The following is a 22,855-nucleotide window of genomic DNA, read 5'->3' as shown; positions in this document are numbered from 1 at the left end:
TTCACATCTGATGTTTCTCCCAGTCAAATAGTTGATTGTCCGGACGACCAGGTTGACGCCAAGTAATCTTCCCTCGCGAGGTATTGATCAATGTTTGTTTAACCACATCAGTTAAGTTTTCCCACGATATATCTTCACGTTGGAGCAAAACCTTTAGTCCTTGCAAAGCAGCCGATGCTGCATCCTCGTCTGGGAAAATCAGAAGATCGTTAGCACGTAGAGGATCTTGCTGTACAGCAATAATTCCCTGCCGCACAGCCGTGGTGATTTTCTGATACATCTCGGTTTTTCCGCGATGCCATTGCCGCTGCCACCCTCGTTTGCTAGTAGCATACAGAGCAGGTAGACGATTCAGGGCATAGGCAATCACCTCAGAAGCCTTAATGTATTTAGCCGTTTTAGCGGGCAAGGATTGGAATTGTTTCTCTACCTCCTCTACCACAAGCACTTCCATTACATTGCGAGAACTTTTGGTGAATGCATTCTGCTGAGAATTAAGAATTGAAGAATCGAATGATGAATCAAAGATTGGCATCTTTAGCGAATTTATTTGAATCTGAGTTAAAGTTTTTGATTGCTACCGATGGAAGAATATTAATTACAGCAAAATCAGGATAAAAGCCTTGTTTTGTCAATTCTTTGGGGTTATTTACCCTGAAATAGGTTATCGGAAAATCCTTTCAGGAGTTTTCAATACTATTTTGCATAAAGGGACTAGCCGAGGCAGTTCTTATCACAAAATCTAGATAACAAAAATTACTGCTTGAATGATTTTATGCCTTAATATAACTATCTATTACGATTAGTGTAAATGTGGATTTTACTGATTTTTATTTCCCTAAGGAATAATTGATTACCATTTCTAGCTATTTAGTTTATGAAATTTTTATAAATTAATTTATTTTCGATTAATCATTTTTTATTTTCATCAATAGCTAGCTACTTGCCACACAGGTATTGTCAACTCTCATCTTGAACAACCGTAATTTGACAAAGCTGTGTTGCAAAAAGTGGCGATAACTTGGTAAAACTGAGGAAAGAAGAGTATCCGTTTTCTTGAAAACTACCGTTGATGCGCTGTAAGCACCCCTACCTTACAGGATCTGGCTACAAATGGCATCACTTTTTGTCCGAGGTTCGACATGATGACTACCTTATTGAAAAAAGTGCAAAGGTGGTGGAAAAAAGCCTTGTGGACACCAACAACAGAGGAAGTTACCGCTGTTTACCAAGCGAATCTCAAAGAAAAAGAGTGGCTGGCTTTTAGGGATCGCTTTTTATGGCAGAGGTTGCATCTGTGGTTATGGCTGGGGTTGATCTGTTTGTTGAGCTTTACTTTGCGAAACATTTACGACTATTTTTCACCTTTAAAAGAATTAGTTAAGCTGCCACTGAGAACTCAAGGGCTAGCAATCAATTTTGCCATGCTCCTCATTCTACTTGTTTGCTTTGCCCTGCATAAAACTAAGTTTGGCCGTCGTCGTCCAGGGCTATTATTTTTGGGTTCATCTTGGTCAATTAGTCTATCATCACAGTTGTTCGCCACCCTCAAAGGTTTTGCACTACCAGACACCCTTGGTTGGTCGCTACTATTTCTGAGTCAAGCGACGTTTATGCCAGTCCGTTGGCGTCTCCACCTGCTGTCTCAGTTGGTAGTGCTGGTTTACTATTTTGGTGTCAATTGGGGACTAAGGCTCAAAACAATCTGGCCCAATCACCCGGAAATTTATAATGTGACATTTATTTTGTATGTTTTTTGGTTATGTGCTATATGTGATGTCGGTGTTTACTTATACGATTGCCTGCAACGCTCAGAGTTTTACGCCCGTCGAGAACTGGAATCTGCCTATCAAAAACTAGAGACGGCAGAAGTTAAGTATCGGAGTATTTTTGAAAATGCCGTCGAAGGGATCTTCCAAAGCAGTAGCGATGGGCGTTACATTACGGCTAATCCAGCATTAGCCCGGATTTATGGCTACTCACTCTCAGAAGAAGTGACAGTAAACTTCACTGATATTGAACATCAATTATATGTTGACCCGCAACGTCGGGCAGAGTTTATCCGCTTGATTGAAGTTCAGGGCAGCATCTCAGAATTTGAGTCCCAAATTTATCGCCGAGATGGCAGCATTGTCTGGATTTCCGAGAAAGCCTACGCAGTCCGTGATGAAAAAGGTAATCTGCTTTACTACGAAGGTTTGATTGAAGATATCACCCAGCGCAAACAAGCTGAGGAAGCGCTACAGGAACAGTTTAATTTTCTACAAATTTTAATTGATACCATTCCCGCACCAGTTTATTATAAAAATTCCCAAGGAATATATCTTGGCTGTAATACGGCATTTGCAGCATCCCTAGGTTTGAGCAAAGGGCAGATTATCGGCAAGTCTGTTTATGATCTAGCACCCAAAGATTTGGCTGATCAATACCATCAAGCAGACATAGCACTGTTTGAACAGCAGCAAGTGCAGAGTTATGAAAGTTCCTTAGTGTATGCCGATCGCACTCAGCATGATGTGATATTTTACAAAGCCACTTTCTCCAAGGCAGATGGCAGTCTTGGCGGGTTAGTGGGGGTGATTTTAGATATTAGTACACGCAAGCGCACAGAAGAAGCACTGCGAGTATTTTTCCATGCGGTTTCCCATGACTTACGCAACCCGGTGCTTGGTACTTTAATGGTGCTGAGGAATTTGCTCTTGGGTGGAGGATTGGGGACTGGAGGAGAAGGGAGAATGATTGAATTTGGTTCTCCCTCGTCTATCCCCAATACCCAATCCCTAATCCCAGTATCTCGCTCGATTTTACAGCGGATGGAGCAAAGTGGCGATCGCCAACTGAACTTGATTAATTCGTTGATGGAAGCACATAAAAGCGAAGTGCAAGGGGTTGTCTTGCAACGCCAACCGATACAACTGCATACAGTGGTGGCAGATGCGATCGCAGATTTAGAACCAATGCTAGTAGAAAATCAAGCCACCCTCACAAATCTGGTAACTGTACAATTACCAACAGTGAATGCCGATTCTCTCCAACTGTGGCGAGTCTTTTCTAACTTAATTGTCAACGCCCTCAAACACAATCCTCCTGGGTTGTTTTTGCAGATCAATGCTATCAATCAAGAAGACAAAATTTACTGTACTGTCAGTGATAATGGCATAGGTATCAGCCCCGAACAAAGTGTGCAACTGTTTGACCTTTATTACCGATCTAGTAATATTGACTACGTAATGCTACGCGATCGCAATTCTGTGAGTTTGGGACTGGGGTTGTATCTGTGTAAACAAATCATCAATGCCCATGGAGGGGAGATTGGGGTCAATACTGGTCTAGAAACAGGAGTAACTTTTTGGTTTACATTACCGATTACAGCAAAGTAGCTACTTTCTAACCCAGGTGAGTAATTTTTCTCAGTCTAAGTTACTCTACAAATCCGACAGTTTCAAGCCGTCCAAGCATTAAGCTACCACTATATAAACATTTCCGAAAATATCCAATTCCTCTCTAACTTTTTTAGATGTGTGATGTTGATAAAAAAATAAAAAATTGATGATCTATGATATATAAATTTGTGTGTATTCATCATCACCGTCACTAACTCTAGCTATAGTGATACTATTTCGTTAAGAGATGTGATCACTAAGACACAAAAGCTCAATCATTACCGTCACTAAAGATAGCGGTACTAGTTAATTTAAGATAGACGATTGCGCTCAGTTCGGGCGCCTTGGTCTATCGCCTAGACTCAAGGGAGTTAAGCTATGTAATTAGTATCAATTTTGACAAATAAACAATTAACTACACCAGTGCTCAAATATATATGACAATGAATCTAAAGATGGAAGAAAGCTTCAAGAGTGCTACCTTTTTACTCCAACATACTGGTAGACAACTACCCTTTGAGCGCCTAGTTTTTATTGACCCTAGAGTAGAAGACTATCAAAGTCTGGTAGCGGGTGTTTTGCCGAATACTGTCGTCAACATCCTGGATGTTGAGCAAGATGGTATTCAACAAATTAGCCAAGCCTTAGCATTCTGGCGAGAAATCAAGAGTATACATATTGTCTCTCACGGAGATCCAGGGCGGTTATATATAGGTAACAGCGTATTGAGCGATGAAAACCTCAACCGCTATGCTGGGCAAATCAGCGGCTGGGCAAATGCCTTGAGTGCTGATGCCCAAATACTTTTATATGGTTGTTCTGTCGCTCAGACAGAGCAAGGCAAAGGATTTGTGCGGCGTTTGGGAGAGCTAACTAGTGCCATAGTAGCGGCATCTGATAACCTCACTGGTAGTGCCGCACTAGGGGGTGACTGGGAACTAGAGGTAATGACAGGATATGCCACCCCTACCCTGGCCTTTGCTCCCTCAATATTGGAGGCATATAGTGCAGTGTTGGCAGGTGTCACTATTAACCCACTTGGCGGTGTCAACGTTGCTGAAGGCGGTGTCACTGACACCTATCAGATAGTTCTCAATCAGCAACCCACTGCTGATGTAACTATTCAAATTAACACTGGCAACCAACTCACCACTGATGCTATTAACAATACTCTCACTTTCACCGCCGCCAACTGGAATGTAGCGCAAACCGTGACCGTGACAGCAGTAGATGATGCGATCGCAGAAGGCACTTTCCAAGTCCAGATAGCGCATACAGCAAGTGGTGCTGCTGAATACGCTGGGATAGTTATCAGTAATGTTGGTGTTAACATGACTGACAACGATAGCGCACGTATCAACGTTAACCTAGTTGGTAGCAATGCTTCGGTCATTGAAGGCAATACCACGGCCTACTCTATCACCCTCAATAGCCAACCCAGGGCTGATGTCACTATTCAGCTCAATAGCGGCGACCAACTCACCACCGACAAAACAACTCTCACCTTCACCGCCGCCAACTGGAATGTAGCGCAAATTGTGAATGTGACGGCAGTAGATGATGCGGTAGCACAAGGCACTCGCACAGTCCAACTTCTGGGGACAGCGACCAGCACCGATAGTCTATACAACAACAAACCCATCAATACTGGTGTTACTATTCGCGACAACGATACCGCAGGTATCACCATCAACGATGGCGGTAGTCTCGACGTCTCTGAAGGTGGTGCTTCTGACAGCTACTCTATCGTCCTCAATAGCCAACCTAGGGCTGATGTGACTATCAGTATCAATAGTGGCAACCAAGTTACCACTGATTTGACAACTCTCACCTTTACAGCCGCCAACTGGAATGTAGCGCAAACTGTGACGGCGACGGTTGTAGAAAATGCGGTAGCACAAGGCACTCGCACAGTCCAAATTCTGAGTACAGCAACCAGCAGCGATAGTCAATACAACAACGTTACCAAAACTACTGGTGTAAACATTACAGACAACGATACCGCAGGTATCATCATCAACGATGGCGGTAGTCTCGACGTCTCTGAAGCCGGTGTCACTGACAGCTACTCTATCGTCCTCAATAGCCAACCCACGGCTGATGTGACTATCAGTATCAATAGTGGCAACCAAGTTACCACTGATTTGACAACTCTCACCTTTACAGCCGCCAACTGGAATGTAGCGCAAACTGTGACGGCGACGGCAGTAGATAATGCGGTAGCACAAGGCACTCGCACAGTCCAAATTCTGAGTACAGCGACCAGCAGCGATAGCCTATACAACAACGTTACCAAAACTACTGGTGTAAACATTAAAGACAACGATACCGCAGGTATCATCATCAACGATGGCGGTAGTCTCGACGTCTCTGAAGGTGCTTCTGACAGCTACTCTATCGTCCTCAATAGCCAACCCACGGCTGATGTGACTATCAGTATCAATAGTGGCAACCAACTTACCACTGATTTGACAACTCTCACCTTTACAGCCGCCAACTGGAATGTAGCGCAAACTGTGACGGCGACGGCTGTAGATGATGCGTTAGCACAAGGCACTCGCACAGTCCAAATCCTGAGTACAGCGACCAGCAGCGATAGTCAATACAACGTTACCAAAAGTACTGATGTAAATATTACCGACGACGATCTCCCTCTAGCCCGGAATGGTGACAATGATGTCTTTACCATCAACGGTAATAGTAACAAAGCACAACTTCAAGTCGCGCTCGTAGGGCAAAATTTTAATTTGGTCAAAGAACTTGGGGTATTTACTGTAGATGATGCTCAAGGTACGATTGACGGGATTGCACCAGGGGCAGCAGGTTACGCCGAAGCTGCTTTCAACCGATCCAAGGTAATTTTCTCCGCCATTGCCGATCTACCCGACGGGTATAATAGCAATAATATTACAAGTTTGCTGGAATTGAATACCGGTGATAACTTGAGATTCTATTTGCTCAAAAACAGTACAAGCGATGATGTAAGAATTAACAAGCAATATGGAGATGTGCTGTTTTCTGATTCACAAAACGCCAAGATTACAGACTTGGGCGGTAATCAGTTCTCCCTAGCTTGGAACGACGGATCTAGTAATAGTACGGGACAATTCCAAGATTTAGTCGTAAATTTTCAGTCCACTACTAGCTCCTTGGTTGTAGGTACAAAGCTGCAAAGTTCGCCACAAGGAGAAGTCATTGATTTGCGGAGTGTCACAAGCCAGGTAACAGCTCAGTTTGTGGTCAACAGAGAAGCCGATTTCAACAATTTTGTTGGCTTCTATAAAGTGGCTGACGAGAATGGTGGGATTGATACCAATGGCGACGGTCAGGCAGATATTTTCGCCGGACAGGCTGGTTATACTCAAGCAGCAGTGAGTGGACGTGTTTCCGGCATTGATCTAACGGTAAGCAACCAAGGGACGGCAACTTACTCTGGAATATTCCAACCTGGTGCTATCTATGCACCATTTCTGATTGCTAATGGCAGTCCTGATGCCATTCTCGATGGCAATTCAAGTGACGATCCAGCAGTTTACTTCACATACTTAGGCGCTAACACAGATGGAGTTGATCACGTTCGCTTGTTAGGAAATAACATCTTTAGCTTTGAGGATGTAGCCATTGGTAGTGACAGAGATTTTAACGATACGATTGTTAAAGTCACTTTTGCTTAGTAGGACTTTTTGACAATCCCACGGCTTGAAGCCGTGGGATTCTTGGTTCATCCAAGTAGATTTACCGTCCCACATTCGGCACCCTAAAAAACCGCTTGTGGATGTGGGGGGTACAAAATGTGGGTTACCATTTTTCAAATAAATAAACCATACTGTAGGGACACAGCAAATGTCGTGTCCCTACGATAAATGTTTGGTTCCATCAAACTGTGCTCAGTGGACTCGAAGAATTTAAGAATCCCACGCCTTGAAGGCGTGGGAGCATCAAAATTTCTGCCCGGCGTAAATTGAGCGCACTTCGCCGTTACGACGCACTATCGCTTCGCCATTACTCACATCTACCAGTGTCCAGCCACTAGCGCCAATGTTCTCTCCCACGTTAACACGGCGTGTTACGCCATCGATTTTAAACAAAGCCGCAGATTTATTACCTAACTCTAATAATCCCTCTAACTCTGCGGGAGCGCTAGGCAAAAATACTTGATGCTGAGTGGTAGTTGGCTCTGTCTCCGGCTCTACGTTTGGTGTGGGTACTCTGGCTGTAGGTAGTTTTGGCGGTGCTACCCGGAGTGGGACGACTGGTGATGCAGTCAGAGACTTAGCTGGTTGTTTCAGGGTAGTCGGTGCAGTGCGTACAGCGTCAGGTAAGGTTTTTTCAGTTACGCGCTTGACTGGTTGCTGCACGGCACTTAGGGCGTTTTTCATGACACTAGGTTTAAATACCGGACGCGCAGCACTAGGAATGGGCGGTAGGGCGTAGCGCATAGGCGATGGTGCTTGATAAACAGGGATGTAGATCCGCTCAACAACGTTTGTTGCTCGGTTAACAGCTGGTTGTGTATTGTTAGCAGTCAGAGGTGGGGGTAAATTCCCAATGGGTGTAGCGCTGGGCAAAGACAGGGCTGTTTGGTTAATATTTGCACTACTAGGTAATCCAGCTTTGGCAGATATTTGATTGGTGTTTATCTCTTGCTTGTCTATGACTGCCAGTGCTTCCAGCATATAATCAACCAACTCTGCTGATGCTTCTTTCTTTGTCGGTAACTGCGACTGTGGCTGGGTTGTCGGCAGAGTTTGCGGGGTGAATAGAGTTAGGACTCCAGATTGTATCAGGTAGACGATGACAGCGGCCACACCTAATATTGCTCCCAGAATCAGCAGTTTATTCACAGCAGCCCTGTTTTGCTGATGCTTTTGAATTGCCGACACAGTGGGAGGTTTAACAACCAGCGTACCAATTTGCTGATTTTTACTTGGTGGTATTGCCTGTTGTCGATGTACTGCCTGTGGCAAGACAATTTGTGGCACCGTCACCGTAACTGTCTGCCGTGATCCAGATTCTGTCCTTGAGGTAGGGTGTGGCAAATTCCCACTACTATCCAGAATGTCATCAATATCGGAAAAGAGGTCATCCATCAAGCCATCAGCATAGGTCTCTATCGTCCAAGGCTCGCTGGCGATCAAGTCCTCTGATGGTTCCGGAGCAATGAGATGGGTGCTGGCATCTTGTAACATAGGCGGTTTGGGTTGTAGCTGCTAAGACGGGGAAACGACACCCTAAGCAATTAAAAATTAAAAATTAAAAGTGAAAAACACATTCATGGCAATCGCACTGGCCGCCGAATAAGTGGAAATTAAATGTTGAGTAGCTTGCTGCCTGGGAATCAGAGTTTTTTATGAAACAGCAGATTCCCCGTCTAGGTGAGACGAGTTGATTGAGCGGTGGTATTAAATTCAACTTTAATCGGGAAATCGTTGATCATAGAAGTTCTTAATCTGTGTCATCTATCATACCCATTTCCTCCCTTATACTATACTCACCCTTGATGCAGTTTTATTACCGCTAATGCTGAAAAATCTGGCTGGATCTTGGTTTTACGCAATTCTAAATAAATCAGTAAAGCGTTGATATCAGCTGGGTTAACGCCGCCAATCCGGGCAGCTTGACCGAGGGTGAGGGGTTTGACCTTGTTCAGCTTTTCTCTGGCTTCTTTGGAAAGGGTATCAATTGTGGTGTAATCCAACTCAGCTGGTAACTGACGGTGTGCCTGACGGGCAATTTGATCAATCTGATTTTGTTGCCTAGCGAGATAGCCAGAATATTTGATGTCAATTTCTGCTCCTTCTTTCTCGGCTTGCTTGAGGTTGGGGTTCCCCAGTCCATACCTGTCGAGGTCGAGATAATGGAATCCTGGACGTCGCAGCAAGTCAGCTAGGGTAATTGAGCCTTTAATTGCTTGTTGGGTATCGGTGGCGATCGCTTGCCCAATTTCCTCAAACTCTTTTACCCGTGTGGCATCGAGCCGGATTTTTTCGGTGGTAATCTGCGCTTGTTTCTGGGTGAATAAGTCCCAACGGCGATCGCTAATTAAACCAATTTCCCGCCCCAACGGTGTCAAACGCTGGTCAGCATTATCAGAACGCAGCAACAACCGATACTCAGACCTACTGGTCAACATCCGGTAAGGTTCCCGTAAGTCTTTCGTACACAGGTCATCAACCAAAGTACCAATGTAACTTTGCTCACGGGGGAAAACAATCATCTCCTCACCGCGCACAAACCGAGCCGCGTTAATTCCCGCCACTAGACCTTGAGCAGCGGCTTCTTCATAACCGGTTGTACCATTAACTTGTCCGGCACAAAACAACCCCGCCACCTTTTTCGTCATCAGGGTCGGATAACACTGAGTTGCAGGTAAATAGTCATATTCCACAGCATAAGCCGGGCGGAGCATCACACATTTTTCTAACCCTGGTAGACTCCGCAACATTAGCAGTTGTAAATTTTCCGGTAACCCTGTGGAAAATCCTTGAATATACAGTTCTGGTATATCCCTCCCTTCCGGTTCAATAAATATTTGGTGGCTTTCTTTATCAGCGAAGCGGACAATTTTATCTTCAATACTGGGGCAATAACGCGGCCCCTTGGCTTCCACCCAGCCGCCATAAACCGGTGACAAGTGCAAATTTTCTTGAATCAGGCGGTGGGTTTCAGCAGTGGTGCGGGTGATGTAGCAAGGTAACTGTTCCCGTTCCACCCAGGCATCAGGGTCAAAGCTAAACCAACTAACTTTTTCATCCCCCGGTTGGATGATCATTTGACTGTAGTCAACCGATCGCTTATCTACCCGCGCGGGAGTACCGGTTTTTAGTCTGCCGGTTTCAAAGCCTAAGCGATTGAGCGTTTCTGTCATCCCCTGGGCCGCAAATTCTCCCGCCCTTCCCGCTGGCATTGATTTGTTACCAACCCAAATTTTTCCCCCCAAGAAGGTGCCCGTTGTCAAGATTACCGCAAGGCATTGAAACGCCATGCCAAAGTAAGTCTGAACGCCGATGATTTCATCGTTAGCGCCCAATACTAAATCTGTGGCCATGCCTTCACGGATGGTTAAGTTTTCTTGGTTTTCAACAATGGTTTTCATCACTGCTGCATATTCCCGTTTGTCTGTTTGGGCGCGTAATGCCCACACAGCCGGGCCTCGTGAAGCGTTGAGGATGCGTTTTTGCAAATAAGTGCGATCGGCAACTTTGCCAATTTCCCCACCCAGTGCATCTACTTCATGAGTCAACTGTGACTTGGCAGGCCCACCCACGGCAGGGTTACAGGGTTGCCAAGCAATTCTATCTAAGTTGAGGGTCAGTAGCAGTGTGCGACAACCGAGGCGGGCAGAAGCGAGTGCTGCCTCACAACCGGAGTGACCTGCACCGACGACAATCACATCAAAAGCGTCTTGGAATTCAACGGAATTGTGCATGGTCATACTTAACAAGATCAGCAAGCTTAAGAGTTATTTCCAATTTTAACCGATCCAGTGGTTGTATGTATTATCTTGATGATAAAAAGTTATGAATATCACTTCAACAAAACATTAATTATTTTATATTTCTTGGGTTTGGTGTTGTAGATGGTTTTTAATGAACCGCGTTCGCGAAGCGTCTCGAAGAGAAAGACGTGAAGAACGCGAAGGGAAGAAAGAGAAGTTTAAAAAGTTTTTATTTGTAAAGGCTATATGATAGAAAATTCAGATGATATTTAGTATGTTAAGATAGAACGTCTAACTGCTATTATCATTTTTTACTTGTGTAAACATGAAAATCAACCAATTAACCTACTATGACCATAAGAGAGATTGGCAATTTGAGCCAATCCAGTTTTCTGATTTAAATCTTTTAGTCGGTGCTTCTGTAGTTGGTAAAACCCAAATTCTCGAATCAATCATGAATTTGCAAAAAATTGCTAATGGTGATTCATTCAAGTAAGCTGGAATATTAATTTTACTACCAAAAAATATTTAGCATTCCAAGTGGTGAGTTTGAGAATAGGGAAGTGGCATCTCTGCTTTTGGATGAACTAGACAAAAAAGAAGCACAAAAGAAGAAATACAGAATTACTCAAGAAGTTTTATCAGTAAATGGTAAAAATATTATTCAAAGAGATAACCAAACAATACATTTTAACAATCAAATCTTGCCAAAGCTGTCTCCGTTTCAAAACTCTATATTAAATGAAGAAGATATCGCCCCAGTTCAAGAAAGTTTTAATCAAATAAAAAGCAATGACTATAGTAATACTAAATTAGTTTAGATGCAGGTGAAGTTTCTATTAGTGATAGAAAGCAGGAAATAGATGATGTTATCAAATCTCATAAAATTAATCTAGGAAGTACTCAGTTTATTACCATCATCAAAAATAGATGTTTTGAAACTTGGTTTTTGGGAAATAGAAAAATTTACTCCAGAAAACCACACAGTCAACCATTATTAGATTACACTCGTCACTATGATGTTTTAGTTAATTGCCCAGAATTAATGGGTAAATACCAAAATTTTAACGTATCGGCTCAATTTCATGAAGCTTATTTAAAAGAATTATTTAAAGCAAAAAGTATTAACTATTCCAAAACAAAACCTGGTGACGTATTGCAGTATTTTTACTTAGAGCAATTAATAGCAAGGACTCAAGAAGAAACAGATCATTTGCCTACTTTTCAAGCATTCATACAATTTTGTAATATGATTAAACCCAAATTATCAAGTTAATCCATTTTCTCATGAAACCATTTTCGAGGAAGACAACCTTTATCATTATCGTTGTCGTGATGATTATTACTATAGTTACTATTTATGGATTTAACCACCACAAACTGGTTAATAAAGTTCAACCAGTAAACGAATGTGTGAGTAATTGTACAAATACTGCAACATTACCCACACCCCCTACCCCATTTATTCCCAACCAGCAATTAGATGAAAAACAGCGTTTTTTATCTACAATTGCTCATAGACTATCAACAACTCCCCAAAGTGATTCATTTGAATATACTCTGCTACGTGCTTACGGTGCGGTATTTCTTAATCAAGAACAAGAAATTAAACTACCACAAAAAGTTATCTTAGCAACTGAAGAAGAAGCGCAAGAATTTCAAACTACTCTGACAATGGCTCAAGTTGATGGTACTAGAGATTGTTATTTACAAAAAACAGCCGCAGATGCTTTAAATAAAGCCAGAACTCTGCAAAGTATTCCCCTAAAATCTGGTTTTTCTGGTGACTGTACTCGCGATTTCTCCACCAATTTACATTTTTGGCAAAAATACGCTAATAATCAAGTTTTGGAAAGAGTGCAACAGGGTAAGGAAACCAAAATTCTTGGTACAGTTGCACCCCCTGGAACTTCACAACATCTCTGGGGATTAGCAATTGATTTACGGGTATCTAATCAAGACCAGAGAAAAGCTTTAAATCAAAATGGTTGGTTTCAGACCGTAGAAAATGATCTTCCACACTGGACTTATATCGGGTGGACTGAAGAGAATTTACCTAAATTTGGGCTAAAAAATAAAGCTGTCAACGGAATTAATTATTGGGTCACACCAATTTAAGCTATTCTTGTAACATTGCTGTTCCTGATATGCAAACAAAAAGTTAGCATTCTTCAATGCAGTAACAGAAATAATTAATACCTATAATTAGGGTATAATTAGCGCACGTCTACATAATAAAACTCTGCTATTTTAGTCATTTCGTCAACAGTGTCCAAGTAGGCTTTAATGGCATATTTGATATTCTCTAATGCCTCTTCTTCCGTGGCTCCCTGTGTCCAACATCCAGGTAAAGCAGGACACCAGATAGCATAGCCTTTAGCTGTCTTATGTAAATTGACTTTATATCGCATATCTCAATCACCACTTTTGTCTAAAATTCTATCTTGTTCAATCAGACAAAAAGGGATCACTTGATACTGCATAAACTCACACCCTTGCTAACTCTAGAGAAAAAGTTAAATTTACTGGGATTTGTATAGAGATACTACAAATGGAGATTTTGGAGATCAAGTGCTAGTCTTACACAAAAATTGACAAAATGTAGGGTTTATCTACTCCCAGGCTTTGGAGTATTCCTTAAATTAAAATAGGGCTGGCGCTTACGGACATGGAATTCTCGATTTACCGTAGAATTCGTAAATTGCCCCTACATTTGTTACTTGATGCGTAAGTTCTATAAAATTTACTGTCAGCCAAGGATAATAATTACTACAATAAAAAGATCACACACCCGACTTCTGGAGTTCTAGCAGTGGGCTTATTTGATGATTTGAGTCGGTTTCTCGAAAGCCGTTTAGAAGAATTCTTGCGTAATAATCCACATTTGGAGTTAGAGGCGCTGTTAGAACAGCTGCGGGAGCAAGAAGAAGATACTTTAAAGCTGATTGCAGATTTACAATTACAAGAGAAGCGATCGCAAGACGATATTCTCTCCACCGCCCAGGAAATCCAACGCTGGCACATCCGCGTTCAAAAGGCAAAAACTGCCCTGAGAGAGGATTTAGCCACAGCGGCGGCGGCGCGAGAAGCCGCCCTACTGCGCGAAGGAAATCAGCGCTGGGGACAAATGCAGGGTCTGAAAGAGCGGATCAATCAATCTCAAGAACTACTACACAAAATTCAGCAGCGGCGACAGGAGGTGCAAACTAAAGCAGCTGAGGCGCAGACAGCACGCGCTAAAGCTACAACCCAGCAGCGCTTGGAAACCAATGGCTGGCAAAATCCAACTAGTAATTATTCTAGCGGGTTTGACGACCTAGAAGAAAAGTTCCGTACCTGGGAAACCCAAGATGAGTTGGAACAAATGAAGCGCAATCTGGGGAAATAATCGCCAAAAATCAAGGATGAAAGCTCAGTAATACATTTTCATCCTTGATAATTTATATTTAACCTAGATTATTGGTAATAGATTTGACAAAATATTTATTACCAATAATGCTATGTATTTGCAGGAATTGCTAGCTTCGATTAACTGAATTATTGAAACTTTATTTAATTACCTTATTAAAGTTTTATTTGCTGATAAATTTTATTAAAGCAGGTTTCACCTCTTTTTCTAACTGCTCCTATCCCATTGGCAGTATAGCCAAATTCATTGGCTGTTTTGTATATGTTGCCGCAGTATTCCCCAGCCGTTTCAAATAATAACTGAGGAATGGAAAATAATATCTTTTTAGACGTATTAGCTAGCCTGCAAAAGCTTTTTGTGGGTTACATTCCAGCCGCCGTTTTGGGTATTTTTATTGGATATTTAATCGGCATAAATGGCACAATTTATCAGATATTTAGGCGGATATTTCAAATACCCCATAGTATTCCGCCTGTAGTCTTGCTGCCCATTGCCCTGATAGCATTTAAAGAGAGCGAATCTGCCGCTGTGATTGTGATTTTTGTTGGTACTCTCTGGTCGATGATCGTGAATACAGCAATAGGTCTGCGGCATTTTCGCAGGCAGGATAATAACTTTCGCGCAGCTATTTTTCATACATTTCATGCTCTAAAAGTTGGCGTTTGGGTAGCCTGGTTTACAGTTATTGCCATAGAAATGTTGATCGGACCAAAAGGACTCGGCTTTGTCGCTTGGGATAGTTATAAATCTGGCAGCACCAATTACATTATTGAAGCGATACTTTACATCGCCATCATTGGCCTTTTGCTGGATCAGTTGCTAGATTTCACAGCATATCTTCTCTCGCAGATGGTTTCAGAACGGGGTAAATCTCGCTAAACTTTATTTGTAACCCTGATCTAGCGATCGCGAATCGCACTCTGCCAGTTAATGGTTTGCTGTGCAGAACGTCCTCCCAAAGAGCGGGTTGCCACAACTTCAATGTCAACATTTACACCAGGTCTTAAAGCTTCATCAGGGATTTTCAGCTTACCTAAAGCTAAAGTAAAACGGTTATATTCACGAGTCACGAGTTCGCTCTGAATATCCCCTGCGTATTCGGTTTTGTAGTCAGAAAAGCCGTTAAAGCTATCCCGCGCCCGAAATTTAACGCGAAACTGAGTATTGATGGCGTCTGACTTTCCGGCTAAATCAACTATTTTTAAATTGAGGTTTTGTCCTGAATCAGCAAACTCTGCTACTGCTAACCGCGTGACATCTTTCTTGAGAATCGCATGGCTAACGGTAAACTCTGTCAAATTACCCTGACTCTTGGCACTACCCTCAACCCACAAATCTTCAGGAAAAGCAATTTCTACTTGCTGGTTGTCTTTTAAACTCAGTTTCGCAGCTTGATTGGCAAAGCTAACAATGGGTTGTCTCTCCTGCCAAACTAGTTGAAAGGTTCCTTCTAGGCGCTGTTCAAACTCGCGGTACTCATTGGCTAGAGCCGAACCTGGTGCAAGTAGAGCAACCGCTCCCTGACGAAGATTCCATTTGTTCTTGGAGAGGTTGAATTTTTGAGCAGTTAGTTCTGAAAGTGCTAACTCTAAGCTAGGAGTATCAGCTGCTAAAGGTTCCTTGCTATTCACAATACTCAGAATTCCTAAGCTTCCTCGCTTACCATTACTGCCATCGCTGCCATCTCGACCATCTTGGCCATCGTAGCAACGGTAAGTTCTCTTAGCACATTTATAATCGGAGCTACCAGGAGTTCCTTTGCAAGTTTCTACTTCCCAACTCCGTCTACGACAGTTACAACCTACAGTGCCATTACCACCACGGCCACTGCGTCCCCCTTCTCCTCCAGTTGCATTGACGAAAATTTGTCGCAAGTCTGCCAAATTGGTGTAATAAACGGTGAGGGAACCACCATTTCCGCCGTCTCCACCTCTACCGCCATCACCACCTCTACCCCCATTTGGTGCATAAATGTCGCGTTTTCCTCTATCACGTTGATAACCGCAGTCAGGTCGAGTACCACTTTGGCCATCTTCTCCATCTTCACCATCTTTTCCTGACAGGTCAAGATTGACGGGTGACCCATTGGCAACAATGCTCTGGTTTTGACCGTTGCGGCCGTCTCTACCCGTTCGTCCAGCGCTTCCTGTGCTGCCATCCCGCTCGTAATCGCTGGCTATTTTATAGTATTCTTCAGAGGCTATTGCTGGGCAGAAAACCGATCCAGAGGCAGGCAAAACGCTCATACACAAGCCGAATATTAGCAGGAATGACAGCTTATTACTCAAACGAGTATGCATTAGATAAAACCTAAATTTTAAGTTAATCTATCATCCCTGACGCTGACTTTCCGCAATTTGCTTTCTATTTGCTTGTACCAGGTATGGGGGTTTTCCCCTGGGGATAGTTATAAATTCGGCAACACAAATTACATCATTGAGGCGATATTTTCCTAGATATTATTGGTCTTCTGCTAGATTTCACAGCATATCTTCTCTCGCAAATGGTTTTAGATGGGCGTAAATCTTTTTAATTACTTCAGTTGGCGTAGTCAAAACAATTGTAAATAACCATAGGTTGCACCTGCACGAACATGATCTTTTTCTGCAACCATCGCCGCTGACGTACCAGGAATACAAGCAGACAGAAACGAGAGACTAATTTTCCAGGCTAGAGTTTTGCGTCTTACAAGGAGAATATACAAGCGAAGCAAATCTGGTTTGTCAGCGAGTTGAAATAGTCCTTGATACAAATGAGTTTCATCACATTCTAAACGCTGTGTTAAAGTTGGACAACTTCCCTGATACTCCCAGTTAAGCAGTCCAGGCGGTGGATGAATTAACTTCTGTTTGAATACAAGTGGTAAACCGGTCAAACTGATAAAGGCTTCAACCCAATTGCGGAGATCATGCACAGGGTTAGCTTGCTCCATAAAGTTTACTAATAAAAATTCCCCAGACGAATTTCCCCGATAAATATGTTCTACCTCAAATGAGTTTTGGCTAGTAATTGGATTTTTACTCCAGTTTTGAGGAATGCGTAAACTATAGCGAAGATATTTATTTTCAATATTCTGGGTTGGCCATTCCTTAAGTTCTACAGGTTGTACCCACACAGGCATATTTTGCTTAATATTCATACTTTTAATCTCTCAATTATGAGATATCTTTCCCAGACTGTAATGCTGTTTACTCAACTTTAAATCTTAGAGGATGTTTTAAAAGTATCAAAATTGATCGAGATCCCTCCAACCCCCTTAAAAAAGGCGGGGAAAACTTCTTAAAGTCCCCCTTTTTAAGGGGGATTTAGGGGGATCAACAAGTGTTTGATTTATCACCAACGACTTTTAAAACATCCTCTTAATTAGGAAAGATAGCTTTCCAACCATAATGACTCAAATTCTCCACGACTGAGAGGAGACAGCTTGCCAACCATTTGGATCTAGCAACTGAAAACGCCCCTTATAATCTATGATGAAAAATAATTTTACCTTAGCATTTAGAGGTATATCGTGATGTTGACCTATGGAGCCGCCTTTTCCTCCCATCCGCTGTCTATAGTATATCGTTATCTTATCTCCTGGTTTGGGATTTTTTGATGGTTCGGTAAGGTTATCATTAGGATCTGCAAGCTGTATTGGTTGTAACCCTTTTTCAATACTTATGACTTCTACAATGACAGTAACTTCCTTGTAGGGGCCCCACTCTGGATTAGGCTCAGGATTAGAAACACTTTTAACCTTTCCCACCACAATACAACAAGCTTTTTTTTCCAGTTCCTCGGTAGATAAAGGTGGCAGGTGAGCTTGTGCAGTTTGCGGCATTGCCAAGACACCAACTATGTTAATCAGAAATCCACTCAAAATCAGAGTCCAAATCATCTCAGTTTTTCCCACAGGTGCTTTTTTCTGGTACAGGTTGAATTGCTGAAATATATTCATCGTTGCCATTCCTTTTTTCTATTTATTTAAAAAGCTGCCGATATCAATTATGGAGAAAATTCTGGTTAGAACACTCAAGTCCAACCAGAATTTATCTGTGTTATTTGCGTTATCGTTTAATGACTCGAAATCTCCACCAATCAGAGGAAACAGCTTGCCAACCATTTGGGTCTAGCAACTGGAAACGTCCCTTATAATCTATGATGAAAAATAATTTTACCTTAGCATTTAGCGGTATATCGTGAATTTGACCTATGGAGCCGCCTTTTCCTCCCATTTGCTGTCTATAGTATATCGTTATCTTATCTCCTGGTTTGGGACTTTCTGATGATTCAATAAAAACAGCGTTAGGATCTTTAAAATTTCTTGTTCCTAACCCTTTTTCAATACTTATGACTTCTACAATGACAGTAACTTCCTCGTAGGGGCCCCACTCTGAATTAGGCTCAGGATTAGAAACACTTTTCACTTTTCCTACCACAATACAACAAGCTTTTTTTTCCAGTTCCTCGGTAGATAAAGGTGGCAGGTGAGCTTGTGCAGTTTGTGGCATTGCCAAGACACCAACTATGTTAATCAGAAATCCACTCAAAATCAGAGTCCAAATCATCTCAGATTTTGCCACAGGTGCTTTTTTGTGGTACAGGTTGAATTGCTGAAATATATTCATCATTGCCATTCCTTTTTTCTATTTATCAGGACTTACGCAAGAACTTTCTCAAACCCTTCTTCCTTCGTGTCCTTTGCGTCCTTTGCGGTTCGTTTCTTCATTATTTTGCGTAAGTCCTATTTATTTTAAAAGCTGCCGATATCAATTATGGAGAAAATTCTGGTTAGAATACTCAAGTCCAACCAAAATTTATCTGTGTTATTTGCGTTATCGTTTAATGACTCGAAATCTCCGCCAATCAGAGGAGACAGCTTGCCAACCATTTGGATCTAATAACTGGAAACGATCCTGATGATCTATGGTGAAAAATAATTTCACCTTAGCATTTAGAGGTATATCGTGATGTTGACCTATGGAGCCGCCTTTCCCTCCCATCCGCTGTCTATAATATATCGTTATCTTATCTCCTGGTTTGGGATTTTTTGATGATACGGTAAGCGCATAATTAGGATCTTCAAGCTGTATTGTTTGTAACGCTTTTTCAATACTTATGACTTCTACAATGACCGTAACTTCTTTGTAGGGGCCCCACTCTGGATTAGGCTCAGGATTAGAAGCACTTTTAACCTTTCCCACCACAATACACCAAGCTTTTTCTTCCAATTCCTCGGTAGATAAAGGTGGCAGGTGAGCTTGTGAGGTTTGTGGCATTGCCAAGACACCAACTATGTTAATCAGAAATCCACTCAAAATCAGAGTCCAAATCATCTCAGTTTTTCCCACAGGTGCTTTTTTCTGGTGCAGGTTGAATTGCTGAAATATATTCATCGTTGCCATTCCTTTTTTCTATTTATTTTAAAAGCTGCCGATATCAATTATGGAGAAAATTCTGGTTAGAACACTCAAGTCCAACCAGAATTTATCTGTGTTATTTGCGTTATCGTTTAATGACTCGAAATCTCCACCAATCAGAGGAAACAGCTTGCCAACCATTTGGATCTAGTAACTGGAAACGATCCTTATAATCTATTATTAAAAATAATCTCACCTTAGCATTTAGAGGTATATCATGATCTTGACCTATGGAGCCGCCTTTGCCTCCCCCCTGCTGCCTATAATATATCGTTATCTTATCTCCTGGTTTGGGATTTTTTGATGGTTCGGTAAGGTTATCATTAGGATCTGCAAGCTGTATTGGTTCTAACCCTTTTTCAATACTTATAACTTCTACAATGACCGTAACTTCTTTGTAAGGGCCCCACTCTGGATTAGGCTCAGGATTAGAAACACTTTTAACCTTTCCCACCACAATACAACAAGCTTTTTCTTCCAATTCCTCGGTAGATAAAGGTGGCAGGTGAGCTTGTGCAGTTTGTGGCATTGCCAAGACACCAACTATGTTAATCAGAAATCCACTCAAAATCAGAGTCCAAATCATCTCAGTTTTTCCCACAGGTGCTTTTTTCTGGTACAGGTTGAATTGCTGAAATATATTCATCGTTGCCATTCCTTTTTTCTATTTATTTTAAAAGCTGCCGATATCAAGTCTGGAGAAGTTTTTGGTAAAATCACTCAACTCCAACCAAAATTGAGCCGAATCATTTGACTTATCCTTTAATACCTCAAATTTTCCAGTACGAAAATCATATTTCTGAAAATAGCTCTTCTGAGGATTAGAGAGTTTAACCCAATGAAACTTACCTGCTTTACTATCTTCAGGATTCTGAGAGTTGGTTGTACGAACAGCAAGAACTGCATAAGCATGGCCTCCCGCCACTTTATCAGGTGTTTTCTCTTCTGTTCCGGTTTGTTCGCTTATGTATGTATAGGAGCCTGCCGCTACAACCTGACCACTTATCAAGGCTACTTTTATTTTTTTAAAGGTATCCAATTGGATCTGGGAATAGATTGCTGTTCCTAAATCGCCAGGAAAAAGTTTTTGCGATCGCAGCCATTCCATGATGTCATCTTTAAAAGCTTGATCTTTGAACAATTTCTCAATATCTTGAAGTGTAATTATATTGCTGTTGCCCCGTGAGTCGTAATCATATTTGGGGTCGATAGATTCTTGGTCATTACCCTGATTGATAAACTTCTGTTTTAACTCGTTTCCTTTAACACCCTTAACAAAGGTTATCCACTGATCAACCTTGTTCTGGTCATTCTTAAATATCTCCATTAACAGCTTCAGAGAAGAGTAATTATCAGGCGTTTTTGATGATTTCACCTGATTGTATTTCACAACTGTGTCGACATCCCAGGGAAGACTCACTTGATTGGGGTGATAATCTCTTTTGTGTTGTCTTTTGCAACAATCTCATTCCCATCTTCATACTGTATTTTCTTCTTGTTGTAAGTCGGGCCACTTTTTAGACCCAGGATGGTTGAGGGTTTGCCCAATAACGCTTCAAAAGCATAGCTGGAGAATCCACTGTCAATGTTCAGGTAATTCAAAGGTTGTAGAGGAAAAACACGAGGTGTTCCTGTAAAACCGCCTGCTGCATAAGCTTTTTGGATCATCCGCACCCAGAGAGCACCATTACTATAGAGATCTATCCCAAATTCATCTTGAGGAATAGACTTTTCTACCTTGATATATTGAGGCGTAAACTTGGGGTGTTGGTAATCTTGCCGATTAACTTTATATAATCGCACCGTGACATTACCATCTTTATCCTCCCGAACTATCTCCTTAATATACTCAGGCTTTTGGGCTGCAATACTCGCAAGTGCAGCCCCTAAATAGCAATCTCCTATGCCTAGTTGTCGAACATCATCTGGTGAGGGTTTCCATTTGGGGTCTGGGGGGAAGAGAGGAACATCAATTTTCTTGAACCCTGATTGTACTATTTGCTTTATGTTTTCTTTGGCTACCCAGAACTTTTCAGGAACCTTGGCAATGGAAAAGATATACCCACCATCGTTCTCATTTTCCACCTTGACTATTAAGTCTTGACTTCTCGGCTGTGCCTTTTTCTTCGAGCCGTCATTAGACAACTTATAAAACTCTTTCCCAGCCGGAATCTTGGCTGTTTTTCCTATATCCCACGCTGCTAAACGAGGATTTGGCAATAGGGGCGCTGCTTCAAAAGGGTCAGGCTTTACATTTTCTGATTTAGCCTGTAAATCTGGTGTTTTCTCTAGTTGGGGTGTTGCTCTTTGCTTCTTTTCTAACAATTCCTGAGGCTGAATACTTTCATCAAGAGGTGTATTCATTCGCTGCACTACATCTGCTGGCGCTTTCTCCACCGCTTGCTGATTTCTAAACAGACCAAGATTGAGCTTCATCTGAATTTGTCTTGGCTGTGGTTTTGTGAACCGAGGAGACAATATACCTGGTTTTAGACAACTACTATCAAGTGACTCTGAATTTTCTGATTCAGCCTGTAAATCGGTTGTTTGCTCTGCTTGAGGTGTCGCTGTTTCTACTTTAGGATGGTAGACGAAGCGAGGCGGCGCAAATCGATTCGTTGCTGCTGTGTCAGTTTTATGGGAAGGAGTTTTAGCGGTTCTATGTTCTCTGCTATACATTTATTTAATTGTTTAATTACAAATTTTTGACTTGTTGATCACAATCAATAGAAGACATTTAGATAATGTCTGATTCGGATCAAAATTGAGATCCCCCCAACCCCCCTTGGAAAGGGGGGCTAAGAAAAGGGAGCTAAGATAAATCATATGTATCAAGCTTTAAGAGAAATACAGGACTTAAGCAAATGGCAAGCTTAGGTATTAGTAGGGTGCGTCAGACTCGATAATTCGTTAACAATCAACAGCTTTTCGACATCTGACGCACCCTACAAGAGACGTTGAGTGTGACACGCAGCTTTAGTCCTAAAATAGTATTAGGCAAGCTTAGTTTTCACATAATTCAAAACTGGTAAATTATTGGTTCAAATATAATTTTCAGGATAAACGGGATGATTATTCTTTGCTTAAAAGAAATACATCTTCAAACTAAGTAGGCATTTTTTATGAGTTCACTTCGTTATGTACTTACAAATTTTTTATATGCATAAAAAAGTGGCTCTGCACAGAGCAGAGCCACTTAAATTTTGTTGGAGAAAATGATGTT

The 22,855-nt window shown here is 41.9% G+C and carries 20 protein-coding genes; 8 read left to right on the top strand and 12 right to left on the bottom strand.

All coding sequences use genetic code 11. From position 1 onward, the window contains the following. Position 1: 1 nt before the first annotated feature. Positions 2–535 carry a late competence development ComFB family protein gene (locus CYLST_RS06120; protein ID WP_015206830.1) on the bottom strand — a complete coding sequence of 178 codons (534 nt, stop codon included), beginning with the start codon at positions 533–535 and terminating at the stop codon, positions 2–4. 610 nt (positions 536–1,145) lie between these two features. On the opposite strand from CYLST_RS06120, the gene CYLST_RS06115 reads away from it, so the two are divergent. Then, entirely contained in the window at positions 1,146–3,380 is a 2,235-nt protein-coding gene (locus CYLST_RS06115) for a PAS domain-containing sensor histidine kinase (RefSeq protein WP_041232986.1), read from the top strand. A 440-nt stretch (positions 3,381–3,820) separates the two neighbouring features. Next, positions 3,821–7,057 (top strand): DUF4347 domain-containing protein, encoded by a 3,237-nt coding sequence (locus CYLST_RS32170; RefSeq protein WP_015206828.1) that lies wholly within the window; start codon positions 3,821–3,823, stop codon positions 7,055–7,057. Positions 7,058–7,321: 264 nt separating this feature from the next. Here CYLST_RS32170 and CYLST_RS06105 read toward each other — a convergent pair whose 3' ends face one another. Together CYLST_RS06105 and mnmG are read right to left on the bottom strand one after the other, a co-directional pair. Continuing rightward, positions 7,322–8,572: a hypothetical protein gene (locus CYLST_RS06105; protein ID WP_015206827.1), complete on the bottom strand. Its 1,251-nt coding sequence runs from the start codon at positions 8,570–8,572 to the stop codon at positions 7,322–7,324. A 302-nt stretch (positions 8,573–8,874) separates the two neighbouring features. Further along, positions 8,875–10,818, bottom strand: coding sequence for a tRNA uridine-5-carboxymethylaminomethyl(34) synthesis enzyme MnmG (gene mnmG, locus CYLST_RS06100; protein WP_015206826.1), 1,944 nt, complete (start codon positions 10,816–10,818; stop codon positions 8,875–8,877). A 328-nt stretch (positions 10,819–11,146) separates the two neighbouring features. Here mnmG and CYLST_RS34225 point away from each other — a divergent pair, with 328 nt between their 5' ends. From CYLST_RS34225 to CYLST_RS06085, 4 genes are all read left to right on the top strand, one after another. After that, entirely contained in the window at positions 11,147–11,317 is a 171-nt protein-coding gene (locus CYLST_RS34225; RefSeq protein WP_157162539.1) for a hypothetical protein, read from the top strand. Between the two features lie 67 nt (positions 11,318–11,384). Next, entirely contained in the window at positions 11,385–11,642 is a 258-nt protein-coding gene (locus CYLST_RS32165) for a hypothetical protein (protein ID WP_051056103.1), read from the top strand. A gap of 128 nt (positions 11,643–11,770) precedes the next feature. After that, positions 11,771–12,097 carry a hypothetical protein gene (locus tag CYLST_RS06090; protein WP_051056102.1) on the top strand — a complete coding sequence of 109 codons (327 nt, stop codon included), beginning with the start codon at positions 11,771–11,773 and terminating at the stop codon, positions 12,095–12,097. 11 nt (positions 12,098–12,108) lie between these two features. Further along, a complete protein-coding gene (locus tag CYLST_RS06085) occupies positions 12,109–12,939 on the top strand; it encodes a D-alanyl-D-alanine carboxypeptidase family protein (RefSeq protein ID WP_015206825.1) in 831 nt (276 codons plus the stop codon). A gap of 98 nt (positions 12,940–13,037) precedes the next feature. On the opposite strand, the gene CYLST_RS06080 is transcribed toward CYLST_RS06085, so the two are convergent. Continuing rightward, positions 13,038–13,232: a type II toxin-antitoxin system HicB family antitoxin gene (locus tag CYLST_RS06080; RefSeq protein WP_015206824.1), complete on the bottom strand. Its 195-nt coding sequence runs from the start codon at positions 13,230–13,232 to the stop codon at positions 13,038–13,040. Between the two features lie 401 nt (positions 13,233–13,633). On the opposite strand from CYLST_RS06080, the gene CYLST_RS06075 reads away from it, so the two are divergent. Then, positions 13,634–14,209, top strand: a complete 576-nt coding sequence (locus CYLST_RS06075) for a TIGR04376 family protein (protein WP_015206823.1) — start codon at positions 13,634–13,636, stop codon at positions 14,207–14,209. 327 nt (positions 14,210–14,536) lie between these two features. Then, positions 14,537–15,109 carry an ABC transporter permease gene (locus CYLST_RS06070; RefSeq protein WP_015206822.1) on the top strand — a complete coding sequence of 191 codons (573 nt, stop codon included), beginning with the start codon at positions 14,537–14,539 and terminating at the stop codon, positions 15,107–15,109. Between the two features lie 20 nt (positions 15,110–15,129). Here the strand turns inward: CYLST_RS06070 and CYLST_RS06065 are convergent, their stop codons facing one another. The 8 genes from CYLST_RS06065 to CYLST_RS06030 all read right to left on the bottom strand — a co-directional run bounded on the left by CYLST_RS06065 (position 15,130) and on the right by CYLST_RS06030 (position 22,311). Then, positions 15,130–16,530: a hypothetical protein gene (locus CYLST_RS06065; RefSeq protein ID WP_015206821.1), complete on the bottom strand. Its 1,401-nt coding sequence runs from the start codon at positions 16,528–16,530 to the stop codon at positions 15,130–15,132. A 251-nt stretch (positions 16,531–16,781) separates the two neighbouring features. Then, entirely contained in the window at positions 16,782–17,369 is a 588-nt protein-coding gene (locus CYLST_RS06060; protein ID WP_015206820.1) for a hypothetical protein, read from the bottom strand. 255 nt (positions 17,370–17,624) lie between these two features. Next, positions 17,625–18,179: a hypothetical protein gene (locus CYLST_RS06055; RefSeq protein WP_041232985.1), complete on the bottom strand. Its 555-nt coding sequence runs from the start codon at positions 18,177–18,179 to the stop codon at positions 17,625–17,627. A gap of 100 nt (positions 18,180–18,279) precedes the next feature. Continuing rightward, positions 18,280–18,849 (bottom strand): hypothetical protein, encoded by a 570-nt coding sequence (locus tag CYLST_RS06050; protein WP_245587471.1) that lies wholly within the window; start codon positions 18,847–18,849, stop codon positions 18,280–18,282. Between the two features lie 198 nt (positions 18,850–19,047). Further along, positions 19,048–19,617: a hypothetical protein gene (locus CYLST_RS06045; RefSeq protein WP_041232983.1), complete on the bottom strand. Its 570-nt coding sequence runs from the start codon at positions 19,615–19,617 to the stop codon at positions 19,048–19,050. Positions 19,618–19,717: 100 nt separating this feature from the next. Continuing rightward, positions 19,718–20,278 (bottom strand): hypothetical protein, encoded by a 561-nt coding sequence (locus CYLST_RS06040; RefSeq protein WP_015206816.1) that lies wholly within the window; start codon positions 20,276–20,278, stop codon positions 19,718–19,720. Positions 20,279–20,305: 27 nt separating this feature from the next. After that, complete coding sequence (locus tag CYLST_RS06035) at positions 20,306–21,007, bottom strand: C2 family cysteine protease (RefSeq protein WP_157162538.1); 702 nt, start codon at positions 21,005–21,007, stop codon at positions 20,306–20,308. Between the two features lie 41 nt (positions 21,008–21,048). Then, the gene (locus CYLST_RS06030; RefSeq protein WP_015206814.1) at positions 21,049–22,311 is read right to left on the bottom strand and encodes a calpain family cysteine peptidase; all 1,263 of its coding nucleotides are present in this window, start codon (positions 22,309–22,311) and stop codon (positions 21,049–21,051) included. Positions 22,312–22,855: the final 544 nt, after the last annotated feature.

It is taken from the genome of Cylindrospermum stagnale PCC 7417, assembly GCF_000317535.1.
Lineage (GTDB): Bacteria > Cyanobacteriota > Cyanobacteriia > Cyanobacteriales > Nostocaceae > Cylindrospermum > Cylindrospermum stagnale.
Note: the sequence above shows the minus strand (reverse complement) of the source record. Positions and strands in the feature narration are given on the sequence as shown.

Excerpts from the sequence above, each read along its gene's own strand:
- CYLST_RS06120 (WP_015206830.1), bottom strand. The coding sequence starts at position 535 with ATGCCAATCTTTGATTCATCATTCGATTCTTCAATTCTTAATTCTCAG.
- CYLST_RS06115 (WP_041232986.1), top strand. The coding sequence starts at position 1,146 with ATGACTACCTTATTGAAAAAAGTGCAAAGGTGGTGGAAAAAAGCCTTG.
- CYLST_RS32170 (WP_015206828.1), top strand. The coding sequence starts at position 3,821 with ATGACAATGAATCTAAAGATGGAAGAAAGCTTCAAGAGTGCTACCTTT.
- CYLST_RS06105 (WP_015206827.1), bottom strand. The coding sequence starts at position 8,572 with ATGTTACAAGATGCCAGCACCCATCTCATTGCTCCGGAACCATCAGAG.
- mnmG (WP_015206826.1), bottom strand. The coding sequence starts at position 10,818 with ATGACCATGCACAATTCCGTTGAATTCCAAGACGCTTTTGATGTGATT.
- CYLST_RS34225 (WP_157162539.1), top strand. The coding sequence starts at position 11,147 with ATGAAAATCAACCAATTAACCTACTATGACCATAAGAGAGATTGGCAA.
- CYLST_RS06085 (WP_015206825.1), top strand. The coding sequence starts at position 12,109 with ATGAAACCATTTTCGAGGAAGACAACCTTTATCATTATCGTTGTCGTG.
- CYLST_RS06080 (WP_015206824.1), bottom strand. The coding sequence starts at position 13,232 with ATGCGATATAAAGTCAATTTACATAAGACAGCTAAAGGCTATGCTATC.
- CYLST_RS06070 (WP_015206822.1), top strand. The coding sequence starts at position 14,537 with ATGGAAAATAATATCTTTTTAGACGTATTAGCTAGCCTGCAAAAGCTT.
- CYLST_RS06065 (WP_015206821.1), bottom strand. The coding sequence starts at position 16,530 with ATGCATACTCGTTTGAGTAATAAGCTGTCATTCCTGCTAATATTCGGC.
- CYLST_RS06060 (WP_015206820.1), bottom strand. The coding sequence starts at position 17,369 with ATGAATATTAAGCAAAATATGCCTGTGTGGGTACAACCTGTAGAACTT.
- CYLST_RS06055 (WP_041232985.1), bottom strand. The coding sequence starts at position 18,179 with ATGGCAACGATGAATATATTTCAGCAATTCAACCTGTACCAGAAAAAA.
- CYLST_RS06050 (WP_245587471.1), bottom strand. The coding sequence starts at position 18,849 with ATGGCAATGATGAATATATTTCAGCAATTCAACCTGTACCACAAAAAA.
- CYLST_RS06045 (WP_041232983.1), bottom strand. The coding sequence starts at position 19,617 with ATGGCAACGATGAATATATTTCAGCAATTCAACCTGCACCAGAAAAAA.
- CYLST_RS06040 (WP_015206816.1), bottom strand. The coding sequence starts at position 20,278 with ATGAATATATTTCAGCAATTCAACCTGTACCAGAAAAAAGCACCTGTG.
- CYLST_RS06030 (WP_015206814.1), bottom strand. The coding sequence starts at position 22,311 with ATGTATAGCAGAGAACATAGAACCGCTAAAACTCCTTCCCATAAAACT.